Raw genomic sequence first — 17797 nt, forward strand, 5'->3', positions numbered from 1 at the left:
AACTATAAAATGGTATAAAAGGAAGTGGTTTTAACAATGTTAAAAGGAACAAAAACAGCAGAAAATTTATTAAAGTCATTTGCGGGAGAATGTCAAGCTAGAACTAGATATACTTACTATGCTAGTACAGCTAAAAAAGAAGGATATGTTCAAATAGCGAATATATTTATGGAGACCGCAGAACAGGAAAAAGAACATGCGAAGAGATTTTATAAATTCTTAAAGGATGAATTTGCAGATGAAGCTATAGAAATAACAGCATCATATCCAGTAGCACTACATGGAGAAACAGTGAAAAATTTAAAAGCAGCTGCTAATGGAGAACATGAGGAGTGGAGTGCTGATTATCCGGAGTTTGCTAGAGTTGCAAGAGAAGAAGGATTTTTAGATATAGCAATTGCTTATGAAAGAATCTCAGAAGTTGAATTTAGACATGAAAAAAGATACAGAAAATTATTGGAAAATATAGAAAATGATTCTGTATTTAAGAAAGAAGAATCAGTATTATGGAAATGTAATAATTGTGGGTATATTTATGAAGGAAATGAGGCACCTAAGGCATGTCCGGCATGTTTGCATCCACAAGGTTACTTTGAGGTATTTATAGAAAATTATTAAAAAAATTTTAAAAGTGACATGTAAGAGGTTCTTATATGTTACTTTTTTTTAATTAACTAAAATTTCATATTTTACTTTTGATGAAAATTGTTATATTATATTGAATCAGGTGTTTTATACATAATAAACAATAAGGAGAGGAAAAATTTGAAAGGTAAAAAAATAAATTATCAGAAGATATTTAATTATTTCGTACTTATTTCGCTTATTTTAACAATTATATTTTTAGTATGGGCTATGATTGCAGCTCCATCAGTAATGAACCCAAGTGATCCATTTGCAAGAACAAAAAATGATTATGTACTTATTTTATCTCAATGTATTTTAGGTGTTGTTGCAATGTTTTTACCAGGGGTATTTGAACGTAAATTTAAAATAGAAATACCTTCAAATATGCTAATTCTTTATACAATATTCTTATATTGTGCAATATATTTAGGAGAAGTAAAGAGTTTTTATTATAATGTACCACATTGGGATACTATACTGCATACTTTTAGTGGAGCTATGCTAGGTGCATTAGGATTTTCTTTTGTAACTTTATTAAATAAAACAGAAACAGTACCTATTAATTTAAGTCCATTATTTGTTGTTATATTTTCATTCTGCTTTGCAGTAACTCTTGGAGTGTTTTGGGAAATATATGAGTTTACTTTTGATGGTCTTTTAGGATTAAATATGCAAAAATTTGCACTAGAAGGTGGAGTAGATTTACTTGGAAGAGCAGCTTTAGTTGATACTATGAAAGATTTAATAGTTGACTGCTTAGGTGCATTAATTATGTCAATAATAGGTTATATATCACTTATTTATGAAAAAGGTTGGATAGAAAAGCTACAATTAAAGAAAAAAAGATAAATTTTAGGAGGATGTTTTTGGACATCCTCTTTTTTGATAGATAATTTATCATAATTATTTCAAAATATGGATTTTTATAGTTTAAATGATATAATATACCTAATAAGTAGAAATAGAATGCTGCTTATGAAATTTAAAAAGATTGGGGAGAAAAATATGGAATTAAAATGGAGTTTAGAAGAAATATATAAATCATTTGATTCTGATGAGTTTAAAAGAGATTTAGAAAAGGTAGATAATTTAATTACAAACTTTAATGATTGGACAAATGAAACAGTAAAAAATAATGAAAATGAAGTAGAAAAACTTGAAGAGTATATTGATTTTTATACTAATTTAGAAAATATAACAAATAGACTAGGTGCATTTATTCATTTAACTATTAGTGCAGATACAACAAATGGTGTGGCATTAAAATATTCAGATATTTTAGACGATAAATTAACTAATATAGTTGAAGCAGAAACAAAATTAAATAAATGGATAAGTACATTAAAAAATCTAGATGAAGCTATTGAATCTTCAGAAAAATTGAAAGAACATAAATTTATTTTAACAAGTATTGTTGAAAAATCTAAATATCTTTTATCTGATAAAGAAGAGAGTATAATTGCTAATATGCAAAATACAGGATCAACTGCATGGTTAAAGTTAAAAAACAATTTAATTTCAAATCATAAAGTGAATATTGAAGAGGATGGACAAATGAAGGAGTTACCTCTTACAGTAGTTTTAAATATGGCTTATGACAATAATAAAGATGTAAGAAAGAAGGCATATTTAGCTGAAATTGAGTCATATAAAAAGATTGAAGAAGGTGTAGCAGCAGCATTAAATGCAATAAAAGGGGAAGTATTAACTATATGTAAGTTTAGGGGATATGAGTCTCCATTAGAGCAAACACTTGTAAATTCAAGAATGGATAAAGAATCTTTAGATGCAATGCTTTCAGCTATGAGAGAAGCGATGCCTACCTTTAGAAAATATTTAAGAAGAAAAGCTGAAATATTAGGATATAATAATGGATTACCATTTTATGAAATGTATGCTCCAATAATAGAGAAAGATATGGAATTTTCATATGAAGAAGGAGCTAAGTTTGTAGAAAAGAACTTTAGAACATTTAGCGATAACCTTGCAAATTTTGCAAAGAAAGCAGTTGATAATAGCTGGATAGATGTATATCCTAGAGAAGGTAAGGTGGGAGGAGCATTTTGTTCAAACCTTCACTTTATAGGAGAAAGTAGATTCTTATTAAACTATGGAAATACGTTTAGTGATGTTGTAACTATGGCTCATGAATTAGGACATGGATTCCATGGAGAGTGTTTAAAAAATGAAAGTGCTTTAAACTCTCACTATCCAATGCCAATTGCAGAAACAGCATCAACTTTCTGTGAAACTATTATTAAAAAAGCAGCGATAAAGGAAGCTGATAAAGAAGAGGCTCTATCAATATTAGAAAGTGAAATAAGTGATTCAACACAAGTTATAGTAGATATATATTCAAGATTTTTATTTGAATCTTGGCTTTTTGAAAAGAGAAAAGAAAGTGCGCTTTCTGTAGATGAGATAAAAGAGCTTATGATTAAAGCACAAAAAGAAGCTTATGGAGATGGATTAGATCCAGAATATTTACATCCATATATGTGGACTTGGAAGCCTCATTATTATTATGTAGATAGCAATTTCTATAACTTCCCTTATGCATTTGGATTATTATTTGCTAAAGGGCTATATGCAGAATATATTAAGAGGGGAGATTCATTCCCTAAAGATTACGAAAATTTACTTTCAATAACAGGGAAAAATAAGATTGCTGATGTAACAAAGGTTATGGGAATAGATATTCATGATAAAGATTTCTGGAGAAGTTCTTTAAAGACAATAGAAGAAGATATTGAAAAGTTTATAGAACTAAGCAAAGAGTTATAATATTCTTATTAATGAAGGAGTTGCTATTAGCTGCTCTTTCATTTCGAAAATGAGAAGAGACATTTAGCACTTTATTTATATTAGCTATTAACTTTTAATTAAATAAGTATTATACTAAAAGTTATATAATTAAAAACAAATGAAGGTGAAAGATTTGAAAACAAAAAAATTAACCGAAGCAGCTATGCTATCTGCTCTTTTTGTTGTAGTTAGTATAGTAGCAATTTCTACTGGACTTATGTACTCAATATATTTAGATATAATAGTACCTATTTTTATTTCAATTTTATATTTAAAAATAGGGTTTAAATATACAGTACTATCTTCTTTAACTTCTTTAATTATTGTAGCACTAGCTATAGGGGATGTTCCATCAGCGATATGGATGAGCCAAGGGATTATACTAGGTTTAATATGTGGATTTTTTGTATCTAAAAAAGGAGCAATATTAGACGATATATTGTGGTCATCAATTGGAGGATGTTTTGTAGTAATACTTGTAGATGTATATTTATCAACATTAACAGGATATAGTCTACTTAAAGATTTTGATTCAGTAGCTGTAATGTTTCCTTTAAATGAAGAAATAACAAAAATGGCTTTTTATATATTTGTTGCAACTATACCTGTAGGAACAGCTTTAGTGTCTTATGTTGGAGCATTATTTATAGGACATAAATTAAATATTTTAAATAAAGCTAGTAAAGAGAAATATAATATATTAAAAAACTTTAAAAAAATTGGAAGCTATTTATGTTGTTCTAAAAGAACGTATTTCATTTCAGTGACATATTTACTAATAGTAGAAATAATTAATAATACGAATTTTACAATTAATTCAACATATATAAAAACTGTAATTATGTCTGTAAGAGTCGTATTTATGTATTTTATTATTAAAGATTCCATTGGATTTATAAGAAAATATATTTATATTAGAAGCAAATCAGCAACTGTTGCTCAAGTGGTATCATTTGCAATATTATATCTATTGATTGTTAATATCTACATAACTACCATATTGTTAATCATAGGAAGTGTTACAGTTAATTTTTTATTGAAAATAAGAGATAAAGAAATAAATATAGTTAATCAGTATTTAGAATTAGAAGGGCAAAAATAGTGATAAAGTTAAAATAATAAGGCTTATTTATGTAAGCCTTATATCTTTTTGCATTGAAATATCGCATATTGAACAAACTTCATCATTATTTTTTTTAAATCCAAAAGATTCGTATAGTGGTAAAGCTTTTGTTAAAAGTGAATTTGTTTGAAGTGTCATTGTAGTATAACCTAAATTTTGAGCAGATTGCAATGCATTTTTTAGCAAAGTTTTTCCTAAGCTTTTGCCTTGATATTCTTTATAAAGATACATCTTTCTAAGCTCACAAGTTGAGTCATTTATCTTGTAGACTCCAACTGAACCAATGATTTTATTATCATCTTCAATAACTTGAAACCATCCTTTATTATTAAAATAAAATTTTGTTATATCTGTAACGTCAAAATCAGCACCAGAAGGTTCTAAATTAAGGCCATATTCAGATAAAACAATATCTATAAGTGTTAAAACTTCTTTTTCATCACCTTTTCTCGCAAGTCTAAATTTAATCATAGCTTTTAGTAAAAATTAATCTTTTACTTTTACCCCCTTTTTACTTGATTTTATTATAATTATATAACAAATGATAAAAAATACCATAAATTAATATTAAAATTAATTTATGGTTAAAAATTTATAATAAAACACCTATTAACACAATAGCACTTATTATTTGAATAAGAGCTATAAATACGCAATACATTGAAGCTTTAGGACCTTGTTGTATTAAATCTTTAAAGTATACTCTCATACCTATTCCGGCTAAAGCAATAACTTCTATAAAGTTATCTAATTCTTTTAACGTATGAGTAAGACTATGTGGAATTATATTTAATGAATATAAAGCACAAGTTATAAAGAATCCTATAATATACCATGGAATCTTTATTCTTGATTGATGATTATGACTATGTATTTCTTCTTCAACGGCTTCAACACCTTTAACAGTACTTTTTTTCTTTAAAGCTGCAAGTAAAAATACTACGACGACAAGAAATACAATTCTTACTATTTTAAAAATAGTAGCTTGTTCTTTTACTTGTTCACTTACCATTGAACCAGCAGCAACAACTTGCCCTACAGATTGTAGTATTCCACCTAAAAATGCTGATGTTCTAAAAGTTTCATTATTATATAAAAAAGAAGTTAAAAGTGGAAGTAATATCATAAGAACAGTCCCAGTTACATTAACCATAGTAATGGCAATACCTTTATCCCTACTATGTGCATTAATTACGGGAGCTGTTGAAGCTATTGCAGATGAACCACATACAGCATTACCACTAGCCATTAAAAGTACAAAGTCTTCTCCAAACTTTAGATATCTTCCAACCCAAATAGTTCCGAATAATGTCATTAGCATAAGCAAAATTATAAAGAGTATACCCCTGATACCTAAATCTAATAATTGACTAATATTTAATGTTCCACCTAATAAGACTACTGATATAGATAAAAGAGTTCCTTCAGAAAATTTAGTACCTTTGTTTAAATACTCTTTTCTACCAAAAGTGTTACCTACGATTATACCTATAATTATTGCAATTGTAGCTGCACCTAATGTTGGGAGAAAAAGTTTAGCTATTATTTTACTTACTATAGCTATTACAACACACACTAAAAATCCAGGAAGAATTTGAAGTGCATGTTTTATAAAACTATTTTGATTCTTGTTATTCTCGTTACTCATATTGAAAAAGTAAGGAATATTTAAAACCTTACAAATATTCACTTCCTCTCTAGTTAAATTTTTTATTAGCAATTTTATATATGGAATTAATACAATGATAGTTTATCCAAAATAATAAATAAAATAACGAAACAATTATCAGATTTTTTTGATAAAAAAGAATAATTAATTATTTTCAATTTTCAAGGATTTGTTGTATTATTAAAGTATGTTAAATTTATTAGCTTTACAGTTTGGAGGAAAGATAAGTGAAAACGTTAGTAATCAATTGTGGTAGTTCATCATTAAAGTATCAGTTAATTGATATGAGTACAGAAGAATCTATGGTTCAAGGGTTAGTTGAAAGAATTGGAATTGAAGGTTCTCAATTAACTCAAAAAGTTGAAGGTAGAGAAAAATATATAATAAAAGCTGAGATTAAAGATCATAAAGATGCTATTAAATTAGTTTTAGAAGCTTTAATCGACGAAAAGCATGGCGTAATAAAGTCAATGGATGAGATAGCAGCAGTTGGACACAGAGTAGTTCATGGGGGAGAAAAATATTCAGAATCAGTGGTATTAACGGAAGAAGTTTTAAAGTCAGTTGAAGAGTGTAATGCACTTGCACCGTTACACAACCCACCAAACATAATAGGAATACGAGCTTGTATGGAATTAATGCCAAATGTACCTATGGTGGGTGTATTTGATACAGCATTCCATCAAACTATGCCTAAGGAAGCATATATATGTCCTTTACCATATGAATTATATGAAAAATATGGAATAAGAAAATATGGATTCCACGGAACATCTCATAAGTATGTATCAAATAAAGTTGCTGAAGTTATGAATAAAGATATAAAAGATCTTAAGATAGTAACTTGTCACTTAGGCAATGGTTGTTCATTAGCAGCTATAAAAGGTGGCAAATCAATAGATACTTCAATGGGATTCACACCACTTGCAGGAGTTATGATGGGAACTAGATCAGGTAGTATTGATCCATCTGTAATTGGATTTTTAATAAAAGAAAAAGGTTATACAATGCAAGAAGTTGATGATTTATTAAATAAAAAATCAGGTGTTCTTGGAATTTCAGGAATTTCTTCAGACTTCAGAGATGTAAGAGATGCAGCAGAGCAAGGAAATGAAAGAGCTAAGCTTGCTTTAGATGTATTCCATTATAAAGTAAGAGCTCAAATTGCATCATATGCTGGAGTTATGGGTGGTATTGATGTAATAGTATTTACCGCAGGAATAGGTGAAAACGCTTCATTAACTAGAAGAGAAAGCTTAAAAGGATTAGAATTCTTAGGATTTGAACTTGATAATGAAAGAAATGAAACAAGAGGAGAAATTCAAGAAATATCTACAGATGATTCAAGAGTTAAGGTTTATGTAATTCCTACTAACGAAGAATTAATGATTGCTAGAGATACAGTTAAATTAGTAGAAAATATTAAATAGTAAAGTAAAATATCCTCAGCGTGAATGCTGAGGATATTTTTGCTTTGTAAAAGTGCAGAACTTAATTAGAGGATTCTGTAAGGCTACTAAAATTTGAGTTATTATTATCACACCAAGCATTAGCAAATCCGCTACAACGAAAAACTTTGTTATAGTCTCCCCAAAAGCTACTTTGAGAAAACCCTCCACCACCGAATATTAAAAATATTGCTAGTACAGCAATCCAAGAATTTCCGAAGTCTAATGCACTATTACCATTGCACGAATTACAGGAGTTATTATTACAACAACTTCTTGACATGTATATCATCTCCTATCATTAGATTTTATACTATATAGTATTTAAAAAAGGTGATTTTGTTTAAATTATCCATATTATTTAAAAGTATTACAGCTTAATAATTAATAAAATGTTAAAATTACTGTATAAATGGACTGAAAAATATATTTATCTACCTAAATGGTGTATAATATCATTTAAATAAACTTAAGAATGTTAAGGGAGGATTAGGAAACTTTGAAAAATTTTATTGGAGAAAAGTTTAAAGAGTATTGGGGATTAGTTACATATACAATTATTCTGGCTTATGTAATTTTTAATTTTAAAAATATTATTTCAGGTGGGAAGAATATAATAGGAATAATTTCACCGTTTATTATTGGAATAGCTATAGCATTTATATTAAATCTAGTTATGAGAATTTTTGAAGAGAGAGTATTTAAGTTTTTAGATAGTAGAAAGTATATAAAGTATTCTAGTCTTAAAAGACCATTATCAGTAGCTTTAACCTTTATAACTGTAGTTGCTGTAATTTGCGGATTAATAATCTTTATAATTCCACAGCTGATTGATAGTGTGTCTACTTTAACTGATACAGTACCTGGATATATAAAATCTTTTGAAGCTTTAATAGATAAATATGTAAGTAACACAGAAATCTTAAGTACACTATGGAATAACTTTTTATCAGCTTGGAAGGAAGTACTTCAATTTACAGGACAAATAGTTGTATCATCTTTATCGGGGGTAGTTAATATTACAGTAGGCTTTACTAGTGGATTAGTTAATTTTATACTTTCTTTAATTTTTTCAATTTATATGTTACTAAATAAAGAAAGATTACAATTAGGTATGAAAAAAGTTTTATATGCATTTAGTAAGAAGAATTTTGCAGATAAGGTGATGTATTTAGGAAGAGTAGCAAATGAATCTTTTTCTAGCTATATTGGTGGCCAATTTATAGAAGCTATTATTATAGGGGTACTATGCTTTATAGGAATGATTATATTAAATATGCCATATGCATTACTTATTAGTGTATTAGTAGCTGTAACGGCATTAATACCAATATTCGGAGCCTTTATAGGAACTATACCGTCTGCTTTTATAATTTTAATAATAGATCCAATGAAAGCACTTTGGTTTGTAATATTTATAATTGTACTTCAACAAATTGAAGGTAATTTAATTTATCCAAGAGTAGTTGGAAGTTCAGTAGGATTACCACCTATATGGGTAATGTTAGCTATGCTTATTGGAGGTAATACCTTTGGTCTTTTAGGAATGTTATTAGGTATACCAACTTTCTCAGTAATATATAAGGTATCTAAAGAGTTTATAAATAAAAGATTAAATAATAAAAATATAATAGTGAATTAAAAGATGGAAGTTTTCATAATTATTAGGCTATTGCAGAAATTAATTGGATGCAATAGTCTTTTTTTAGATTTAAATTTAAGTTTTTATTAAAGGTTTACGTTTTTTATATTTGCTAGGTAAGGTATTGTTGTCATAATATAACATAATTTAATTAGAATAAATAAAGCAATTTGACAAACTATAAATAGAGAGAGGAGGAGGTGTAGCTTGTTAAAAAAAATTATTTGTAATACTATTATATTTTTTATGCTTATTACATTAACAGCCAATGCTACTACTATAATTGCTGTAATTGGTGAAAATAAAATAATGCTCGCAGCGGATACTAGACTTACAATTACAAAGAAGAATGGGGAAAAGATTCATGATGATACAGGAAAAAAACTATTTAAATTAAAGAATGGTGTAGGTGTAGCTTTTGCTGGAGATACAAATTCTATAAAAACTCTAAGAAGCGGTAAAGATATAATAACTAAATCAGTAAGTACAATAATAAATGATCTTAATAATTTAAGCTGTATTGAAGAACTTACAGTAGCAGATACTGCAGAGTTAATTGCAGAAAAATATGTTAATCTTTTAATAGATTATACAGGGGATATATTAGTAGTAGGTTTTGATAATGATGAGCCTGTTATTTATGGAATTAAGGCTGTAAAAGGTAGAGCTATATGGCAAGGAATTTCAGGAAAAGGAAGTTTTTGGGCTATTGGTTCAGGTAGTGAAATGATGGTAAATAAATTAAGAGAAAATGTTGGATGCGAAGAAGATAATAATATGGATTTATGTATGGATCACTTGAAAAATCTTAAAGATAGAGAGATATTATCTATAGTTAAAGAATCTTTGCAAGAAGTAATCGATGATTATGAAGAAAATTATAGAGAAGAGGAACGTAGTACAGGAGGAAAGGTTGAGACCCTTATAATTAAGCCTTAAATATTAATTAAAAGTTGATAAAAATATCTATCAGTTTGGATAGATATTTTTATTTTGATATTTATTATCAAATATGATAGAATTTCAATTAATATTTAATAAATTTAAGGTTGAGGTGAAATTATGTCTTTTGAGATACTTGATAAAAATAGTGATTTAGATAACGATGCAAGAAGTTGTGTGATTTTATGTAATTTTAATGGAAAAGAACTTAAAGCAGTTAAGAATTATGCTAGTATTTTAGGGTTAAGAGATCAGATATGTTTATATTCAAAAAATGGAAATAGTATAATTAAAGATATATTAGAAGATAAAATAGATTCTAATTGTGAAGAAGGCAGAAAAGAGAAAGCTATAATATTTAATAATATATCGAATATGAAAATTAATATGTTTATAGATAATTTAAAGAAAATAAGAATAAATAATGTTCTTAAAGCGATAGTAACAGAGACATCAATAAATTGGACTTTAAATGAAGTAATAGTTAACCTTTTAAATGAAAGAGCTGCTATAAATAATGGAGATTTTTCAGATTTACATAAAAAATAATTATTTAGTTAAAGAAGTAATAAAACGATTATTACTTCTTTTTTATTTTGTTTATTGAATAAAATGGTAATAAAAGGTAAAATCATCTTATAAGACAAGTTTTGAGATTAATAATTTAATAATATATTAATATTTATTAAGTAAAGAAAACATACGGATAATAATAGAGTGAGAAGTTTATAGGAGGATAGAGTATATGAATTCTCTTTATCTAAAAAATATACAGGATTCAGTTATAAGATATGCTAAAGTTATTTCTAATATATTAAAAATTGATGTTGAGATAGTAGATAAAAGTTTAAATAGAATAGCTGGAACAGGGATTTTTGAAGATAGAATAAATGAAAATATAAAGAGAAGTGGTTTTGTATATAAAGAGACTATAAACAAAAAAAGAATTCATCTTATAGAAAATCCAGGAGAACATATACTTTGTAAAAAGTGTCCAGAAAAAGATAATTGTTTAGAGAAGATGGAGGTAAGTTTCCCAATAATATATGAAGAAAAAGTTATTGGAGTAATAGGGGTAGTATGTAGCACGGTAGAACAAAAAAGTAGGCTGTTAAATGATTTAGGTACAATAATATCATTTATAGAACAAATATCAGAACTTATCTCGGCAAAGGTATCTGAATATACTAAGGATATGATTCAAATAAAGAGTTTAGATTTTTTTAAAGAGATAGTTAATTCTGTGAATGATGGAGTTATAGTTGTAAATTCTAATAATTCAATTAGTAGTATTAATAAAAAAGGTGCGAGTGAATTAAAATTGAAATCATCGGTAATAAATAAACGAATATCTATTGATGAAACTGATGATAAGTTTAATGATAATAATGTTTATCAAATAAAAATAGACGATATAAAATATGAGGTAGTTGGTAGATTAATCCAAGGATCATTAGATATAGATGAGTACAGTAAAATATTAATATTTAATAAACTTGTGAATATAAAAGAAGAAGCTGTAACTTTAACTTATGGTAATAATAAAACAGATATATCATGTATTGTTGGTGAATCTGATGCTATGAAGTCATTAAAGAAAAAAATTAAAAGCATAAGTAATTTAAAGTCAACAGTATTGATAACAGGGGAAAGTGGGACAGGCAAAGAACTAGTAGCTAGAGCGATACATGCAGAGGGAGAACGAAGAAATAAACCTTTTATAGCTATTAATTGTGGTGCAATACCAGAATCTTTATTAGAAAGTGAATTATTTGGATATGTAAAAGGTGCTTTTTCTGGAGCGAATGTAAATGGGCGTATAGGAAAATTTGAATTAGCTAATAGAGGAGTTATATTTTTAGACGAAATCGGAGATATGCCTCTATTTTTGCAAGTTAAGTTATTGAGAGTACTTCAAGAAAAAACAGTAGTAAGGGTTGGATCTAATAAACTTACATCACTAGATATTAGAATTGTTGCAGCAACGAATAAAGATTTAAAAGAGCTTGTTAGGAAAGGGAAATTTAGAGAGGATCTCTATTATAGATTGAATGTAATACCAATAGAAGTTCCAGCTTTAAGAGAACGAGGAAAGGATTTGGCTTTATTAGTAAATGTTTTAGTGGATAAATATAATAATCTACTTAATAAGTCTGTAAACAAAATTGATGATGAAGTATCAGAAATGTTTCGTAAATATAAGTGGCAAGGAAATGTGAGAGAGTTAGAGAATGTTGTTGAGTTTATGGTAAGCATTTCAGATGAAAGAGGTATTATAGATAAATCTATGTTGCCAGAATCTTTTATAGAAAATTATAAGGAGTTATTAAATGATAGTATAGATAGAAGTATAAATATTAAAGAAATAATACCATTAAAAGAGATTGAAAAGTTATATATAAAAAAAGCTATAGAGAAATATGGAAATACTACAGAAGGTAAAAAAATTGCAGCAAAAAAATTGGGAATTGGAATAGCTACGCTATATAGAAAAATGGATGGCTTAGAATAATTATCAAAATGATAAAATACTAACAAAGATATGAAAATTAAAGGATTAAGACAGATTATCAAAATGATAAGTAGTTATCATTTTGATAATTTTTTTAAATTTCAATATAAATAATTCTAGATAGAGGCTTTAAAAAACGTGAATAAATGGTGAAAAAAATTAAATTTTTATTTTTATATTTGGCATGAGTTTTGCTTTATTAATAATTGTAATAAAAAAAACTTTGTAGGAGGATTGTTATGGATTTCAATAAGATTAAAGAACGTGCTAAGAGTTACGAAAGTAAGATGACAAGATTTTTAAGAGACTTAATAGCTATACCAGGAGAAAGTTCTGAAGAGGAAGGTGTTATTAAAAGAATAGCAGAAGAAATGAGAAGTTTAGAATTTGATAAAGTTGAAATAGATAAAATGGGTAATGTATTAGGATATATGGGAACAGGTAAAACTTTAATAGCCTATGATGCTCATATTGATACAGTTGGACTTGGGGAATTAAGCAATTGGACGTTTGATCCTTATGAAGGATATGAAACAGAAAGTGAAATAGGTGGACGTGGAGCATCAGACCAATTAGGAGGGATAGTTTCTGCAACATATGGAGCTAAAATAATGAAAGATTTAGGGCTTTTATCAGATAAATATACTGTACTAGTAACTGGAACAGTTCAAGAAGAAGATTGTGACGGACTTTGTTGGCAATATATATATAACGAATCTGAAATAAAACCAGAATTTGTTGTAATTACAGAACCAACTAATGGAAATATTTATAGAGGACAACGTGGACGTATGGAGATAAGAGTAGAAGTTAAAGGTGTATCATGCCATGGTTCTGCTCCAGAAAGAGGAGATAATGCTATTTATAAAATGGCTGATATACTTCAAGAAATAAGAGTATTAAATGATAACTTACATTATGATCCATTCTTAGGAAAAGGAACAATAACAGTTTCACAAATATTCTATAATTCACCATCACGCTGTGCAGTAGCTGATATGTGTGCAATTTCATTAGACAGACGTTTAACAGATGGAGAAACTTATGAAATGGCTTTAGAAGAAGTAAGAAATTTACCTTTTGCTAAGAAATATAATGCAGAAGTTACTATGTATAAATATGAAAGACCAAGCTGGACAGGCCTTATTTATCCAACAGATTGCTACTTCCCAACATGGGTAATTCCGGAAGAAGCACCAGCAACACAAGCTATGGTTAAAGCATATGAAGGAATGTACGGAACACCTAAAGTTGATAAATGGACATTCTCTACTAATGGAGTTTCTATAATGGGTAGATATGGAATACCTTGTATAGGATTCGGACCAGGTAAAGAGGAAGAAGCCCATGCGCCAAATGAAAAGACTTGGAAAGCTGATTTAGTTAAATGTGCGGCAGTTTATGCAGCAGTTCCAACTTTATATTGTGAAGATAAAGAATAATTAAAATATTTAAATTTATATATAAGAAGTGAGAGAAAAGGAGAATACGAATATGGCGTTAATGGATAAGTATATAGAAAAATTAAATGGATTAGATTTGAAGGAAATGTATAACAATGATTTTTTCTTAACATGGGAAAAATCAGATGACGAAATCCAAGGGGTATTTACTATAGCAGAAGCTCTTAGAGAATTAAGAAAGAATAATATTTCATCTAAAATATTTGATTCAGGTTTAGGAATATCTTTATTTAGAGATAATTCTACAAGAACTAGATTTAGCTTTGCTTCAGCTTGTAATCTTTTAGGTTTAGAGGTTCAAGATTTAGATGAAGGTAAATCTCAAATAGCTCATGGTGAGACTGTAAGAGAAACAGCAAACATGATTTCATTTATGGCTGATGTTATAGGTATACGTGATGATATGTATATTGGAAAAGGTAATACCTATATGAGAAATGTATCTGAAGCAGTTCAAGAAGGATATAGGAATGGAGTTCTTGAACAAAGACCAACACTTGTAAATTTGCAATGTGATATTGATCATCCAACTCAGGCTATGGCAGATGCACTTCATTTAATAAATGAATTTGGGGGAGTTGAAAACTTAAAAGGTAAAAAAGTTGCAATGACATGGGCTTATTCACCATCATACGGTAAGCCATTATCAGTACCACAAGGTATTATAGGTTTATTAACTAGATTTGGTATGGATGTTGTACTTGCTCATCCAGAAGGTTATGAGGTTATGGGAGATGTTGAAGAAGTAGCTAGAAGAAACGCTGAAAAGTCAGGTGGATCATTTACTAAAACTAATTCTATGGAAGAAGCATTTAAGGATGCAGATATAGTATATCCTAAGAGCTGGGCACCGTTTGTTGCAATGGAAAAACGTACAGACTTATATGGAAAAGGTGATTTAGAGGGAATTAAGGAGTTAGAAAAAGAATTATTAGCACATAATGCTAATCACAAAGATTGGGAATGTACTGAAGAAATGATGAAATTAACTAAGGATGGCTCAGCACTTTATTTACACTGCTTACCTGCAGATATAACTGGTGTAAGCTGTGAAGCAGGTGAAGTAGCAGCATCTGTTTTTGATAGATATAGAGATCCTTTATATAAAGAAGCTAGCTTTAAACCATATATAATAGCTGCAATGATATTTTTAAGCAAGGTTAAAAATCCTCAAGAGATTTTAGCTAAATTAGAAAATGATAATAAAGCTAGAAAATTAAAATAGTATATTATAGAATAGTTAAGGATGAAATTTTATTAAATTAAAAGGTAGTGAATAGCATCTGTATTAAAAGAAAAGATAATACTAATTGAAGGTAAATTTTCAATAGTGGCTAAGCTACCTTTTTAATTATTTATAGTATTAAGTTACGGTTTTGAAAGGAGAAAATTAATGAGCAAAGTAGTTATTGCTTTAGGAGGAAACGCTTTAGGAAATAATTTGGAGGAGCAAATGGTAGCTGTAAGATCTACAGCTAAAGCAATTATAGATTTAATTGAAGATGGGAATGAAGTTATAGTTTCTCATGGAAACGGGCCTCAAGTTGGTATGATAAATTTGGCTATGACAGAACTTGGTAAAAATTATCCTAAGTATTCATTGTGTCCAATGTCTGTTTGTGTTGCAATGAGCCAAGGATATATAGGATATGATCTTCAAAATGCCTTAAGAGAAGAACTTCTAGAAAGAGGTATAAATAAAAGTGTATCTACAATAATAACTCAGGTTGAAGTAGATAAAAATGATGCTGCATTTACTAATCCAACAAAACCAATTGGCGGATTTATGACTAAAGAAGAAGCAGATTTAATGGTCCAAAAAGGTGAAAATGTAATAGAGGATGCTGGTAGGGGATATAGAAGAGTCGTAGCTTCACCAAAACCTAAGAGCATAGTAGAAATTGAAACTATAAAAACTTTAGCAGATGCTGGGCACGTGGTAGTTGCTTGTGGTGGTGGAGGAATTCCAGTTATAAAGAAAGATGGTAAATTAAAAGGTGTTGATGCTGTAATAGATAAGGATTTTGCAAGTTGTGAATTAGCTAAGGAATTAGATGCTGATTGCCTTATTATATTAACTGCGGTAGAAAAAGCAGCTATAAATTACGGGAAAGAAAATCAAAAATGGCTTGATGATGTAAAGGTTGAAGAAATGAAAATGTACGTAGAAGAAGGGCAATTTGCTCCTGGATCAATGAAGCCTAAGGTTGAGGCTGCCATAGAATTTGCAGAATCAAAAGAAGGCCGTTATGCGTTAATAACACTATTAGAAAGAGCTAAGGATGGAATAGCTGGTAAAACAGGAACAAGAATAAGCAAATAGAGTATAAAAGGGGAATGGGGAAATGAGGGGAAAAATAAAATGGAAGGTAAATACTTTACCTCATAATAAAGAAGAAATAGATTTAGAATTTTTATCTGAAAAAGAAATAAGGAAAGCTAGAGAGTTTCATTCTAGTTTTCCACAATATAAGGAAACACCACTTGTTGCATTAGATAAGCTTAGTGAATATTTAGGTTTAGGTGGAATTTATATAAAAGATGAGTCATATAGATTTGGACTTAATGCATTTAAGGTTCTTGGAGGCTCTTTTGCTATGGCTCAATATATGGCTCAAAGATTAGGTAAAGATATATCAGAACTTCCATATGAAAAGCTTATTTCAGATGAAGTTAGAAAGGAATTAGGAGATATAACTTTTGTAACTGCTACTGATGGGAATCATGGAAGAGGTGTAGCTTGGACAGCAAATAAATTAAGACAAAAGTCCGTAGTTTATATGCCTAAAGGCTCTTCTTTAACTAGATTAGAGAATATTAGAAAAGAAGGTGCTGATGCTTCTATAACAGATATGAATTATGATGAAGCTGTTAGGCTTGCTGCAAAGTACGCAGATGAGCATAATGGTGTAGTTATTCAAGATACTGCCTGGGATGGATATGAGGATATTCCAGCGTGGATTATGGAAGGCTACGGGACTATGGGGCTTGAAGCATTAAATCAATTAAGAAGCTATGGAGTAGAAAGGCCAACACATATATTTCTACAAGCAGGTGTTGGATCATTAGCTGGTGGAATTCAAGGATTCTTTGCATCTATATTTGGAGATGATTGTCCAAAAACTACAATAGTTGAAGCTAGTGAAGCAGCTTGTCTTTATAAATCAGCAGTAGCTAATGATGGAAATCTTAGGGTAGTAGATGGAGATATGCCAACTATTATGGCAGGTCTTGCTTGTGGAGAAGGAAATACAATAGGGTGGAAGGTTCTTAAGAACTATTCAAAGCTATTCGTTTCTTGTCCTGACTATGTTGCAGCAAATGGAATGAGAATTCTTGGTAATCCAATGAAAGGTGATACTAAAGTAGTTTCTGGAGAATCAGGAGCAGTAACTTTAGGGCTTATATATGAAATCATGACTAATACTGAATACAAAGAATTAAAAGATACTTTAGGATTAGACGAAAACTCAAAAATATTATTGTTTAGTACAGAAGGAGATACAGACCCAGATAAGTATAAGAAGATTGTTTGGGAAGGCGAATACGGAAAAGAATAAAGTTAG

At 28.9% G+C, this 17797-nt stretch carries 16 protein-coding genes; 13 read left to right on the forward strand and 3 right to left on the reverse strand.

All coding sequences use genetic code 11. From position 1 onward, the window contains the following. Positions 1 to 36: 36 nt before the first annotated feature. From rbr to ARA56_RS01915, 4 genes are all read left to right on the forward strand, one after another. The gene (rbr, locus tag ARA56_RS01900) at positions 37 to 618 is read left to right on the forward strand and encodes a rubrerythrin (RefSeq protein ID WP_055263379.1); all 582 of its coding nucleotides are present in this window, start codon (positions 37 to 39) and stop codon (positions 616 to 618) included. A gap of 147 nt (positions 619 to 765) precedes the next feature. Further along, positions 766 to 1476: a DUF2238 domain-containing protein gene (locus tag ARA56_RS01905; RefSeq protein WP_055263381.1), complete on the forward strand. Its 711-nt coding sequence runs from the start codon at positions 766 to 768 to the stop codon at positions 1474 to 1476. A 156-nt stretch (positions 1477 to 1632) separates the two neighbouring features. Beyond that, the gene (locus tag ARA56_RS01910) at positions 1633 to 3411 is read left to right on the forward strand and encodes a M3 family oligoendopeptidase (protein ID WP_055263383.1); all 1779 of its coding nucleotides are present in this window, start codon (positions 1633 to 1635) and stop codon (positions 3409 to 3411) included. A gap of 154 nt (positions 3412 to 3565) precedes the next feature. Continuing rightward, positions 3566 to 4534: a YybS family protein gene (locus ARA56_RS01915; protein ID WP_055263385.1), complete on the forward strand. Its 969-nt coding sequence runs from the start codon at positions 3566 to 3568 to the stop codon at positions 4532 to 4534. Positions 4535 to 4561: 27 nt separating this feature from the next. Here the strand turns inward: ARA56_RS01915 and ARA56_RS01920 are convergent, their stop codons facing one another. Together ARA56_RS01920 and ARA56_RS01925 are read right to left on the reverse strand one after the other, a co-directional pair. Next, entirely contained in the window at positions 4562 to 5026 is a 465-nt protein-coding gene (locus tag ARA56_RS01920) for a GNAT family N-acetyltransferase (RefSeq protein WP_055263387.1), read from the reverse strand. Positions 5027 to 5147: 121 nt separating this feature from the next. After that, a complete protein-coding gene (locus ARA56_RS01925; protein WP_055263557.1) occupies positions 5148 to 6203 on the reverse strand; it encodes a YeiH family protein in 1056 nt (351 codons plus the stop codon). Positions 6204 to 6451: 248 nt separating this feature from the next. Between ARA56_RS01925 and ARA56_RS01930 the strand changes: the two genes are divergently transcribed. Continuing rightward, entirely contained in the window at positions 6452 to 7654 is a 1203-nt protein-coding gene (locus ARA56_RS01930; protein WP_055263389.1) for an acetate/propionate family kinase, read from the forward strand. A 61-nt stretch (positions 7655 to 7715) separates the two neighbouring features. Here the strand turns inward: ARA56_RS01930 and ARA56_RS01935 are convergent, their stop codons facing one another. Further along, positions 7716 to 7955 (reverse strand): hypothetical protein, encoded by a 240-nt coding sequence (locus tag ARA56_RS01935; RefSeq protein ID WP_055263391.1) that lies wholly within the window; start codon positions 7953 to 7955, stop codon positions 7716 to 7718. Positions 7956 to 8171: 216 nt separating this feature from the next. Here ARA56_RS01935 and ARA56_RS01940 point away from each other — a divergent pair, with 216 nt between their 5' ends. From ARA56_RS01940 to dpaL, 8 genes are all read left to right on the forward strand, one after another. Continuing rightward, positions 8172 to 9314 (forward strand): AI-2E family transporter, encoded by a 1143-nt coding sequence (locus tag ARA56_RS01940; protein ID WP_055263393.1) that lies wholly within the window; start codon positions 8172 to 8174, stop codon positions 9312 to 9314. Positions 9315 to 9521: 207 nt separating this feature from the next. Then, entirely contained in the window at positions 9522 to 10253 is a 732-nt protein-coding gene (locus ARA56_RS01945; RefSeq protein ID WP_055263395.1) for an Ntn hydrolase family protein, read from the forward strand. 123 nt (positions 10254 to 10376) lie between these two features. After that, the gene (locus ARA56_RS01950; RefSeq protein WP_055263397.1) at positions 10377 to 10805 is read left to right on the forward strand and encodes a DUF3783 domain-containing protein; all 429 of its coding nucleotides are present in this window, start codon (positions 10377 to 10379) and stop codon (positions 10803 to 10805) included. Positions 10806 to 11001: 196 nt separating this feature from the next. After that, the gene (locus ARA56_RS01955) at positions 11002 to 12768 is read left to right on the forward strand and encodes a sigma-54-dependent Fis family transcriptional regulator (protein WP_055263399.1); all 1767 of its coding nucleotides are present in this window, start codon (positions 11002 to 11004) and stop codon (positions 12766 to 12768) included. 239 nt (positions 12769 to 13007) lie between these two features. Continuing rightward, on the forward strand, positions 13008 to 14210 hold the full coding sequence (locus tag ARA56_RS01960; protein WP_055263401.1) for a YgeY family selenium metabolism-linked hydrolase: 1203 nt from the start codon (positions 13008 to 13010) through the stop codon (positions 14208 to 14210). 52 nt (positions 14211 to 14262) lie between these two features. Further along, complete coding sequence (gene ygeW, locus ARA56_RS01965) at positions 14263 to 15456, forward strand: knotted carbamoyltransferase YgeW (RefSeq protein ID WP_055263403.1); 1194 nt, start codon at positions 14263 to 14265, stop codon at positions 15454 to 15456. 168 nt (positions 15457 to 15624) lie between these two features. After that, a complete protein-coding gene (gene arcC / locus ARA56_RS01970; protein ID WP_055263405.1) occupies positions 15625 to 16554 on the forward strand; it encodes a carbamate kinase in 930 nt (309 codons plus the stop codon). Positions 16555 to 16576: 22 nt separating this feature from the next. Then, a complete protein-coding gene (dpaL, locus tag ARA56_RS01975) occupies positions 16577 to 17791 on the forward strand; it encodes a diaminopropionate ammonia-lyase (protein ID WP_055263407.1) in 1215 nt (404 codons plus the stop codon). Positions 17792 to 17797: the final 6 nt, after the last annotated feature.

Source organism: Clostridium disporicum, assembly GCF_001405015.1.
In the GTDB taxonomy this organism is placed as follows: Bacteria; Bacillota; Clostridia; order Clostridiales; family Clostridiaceae; genus Clostridium; species Clostridium disporicum_B.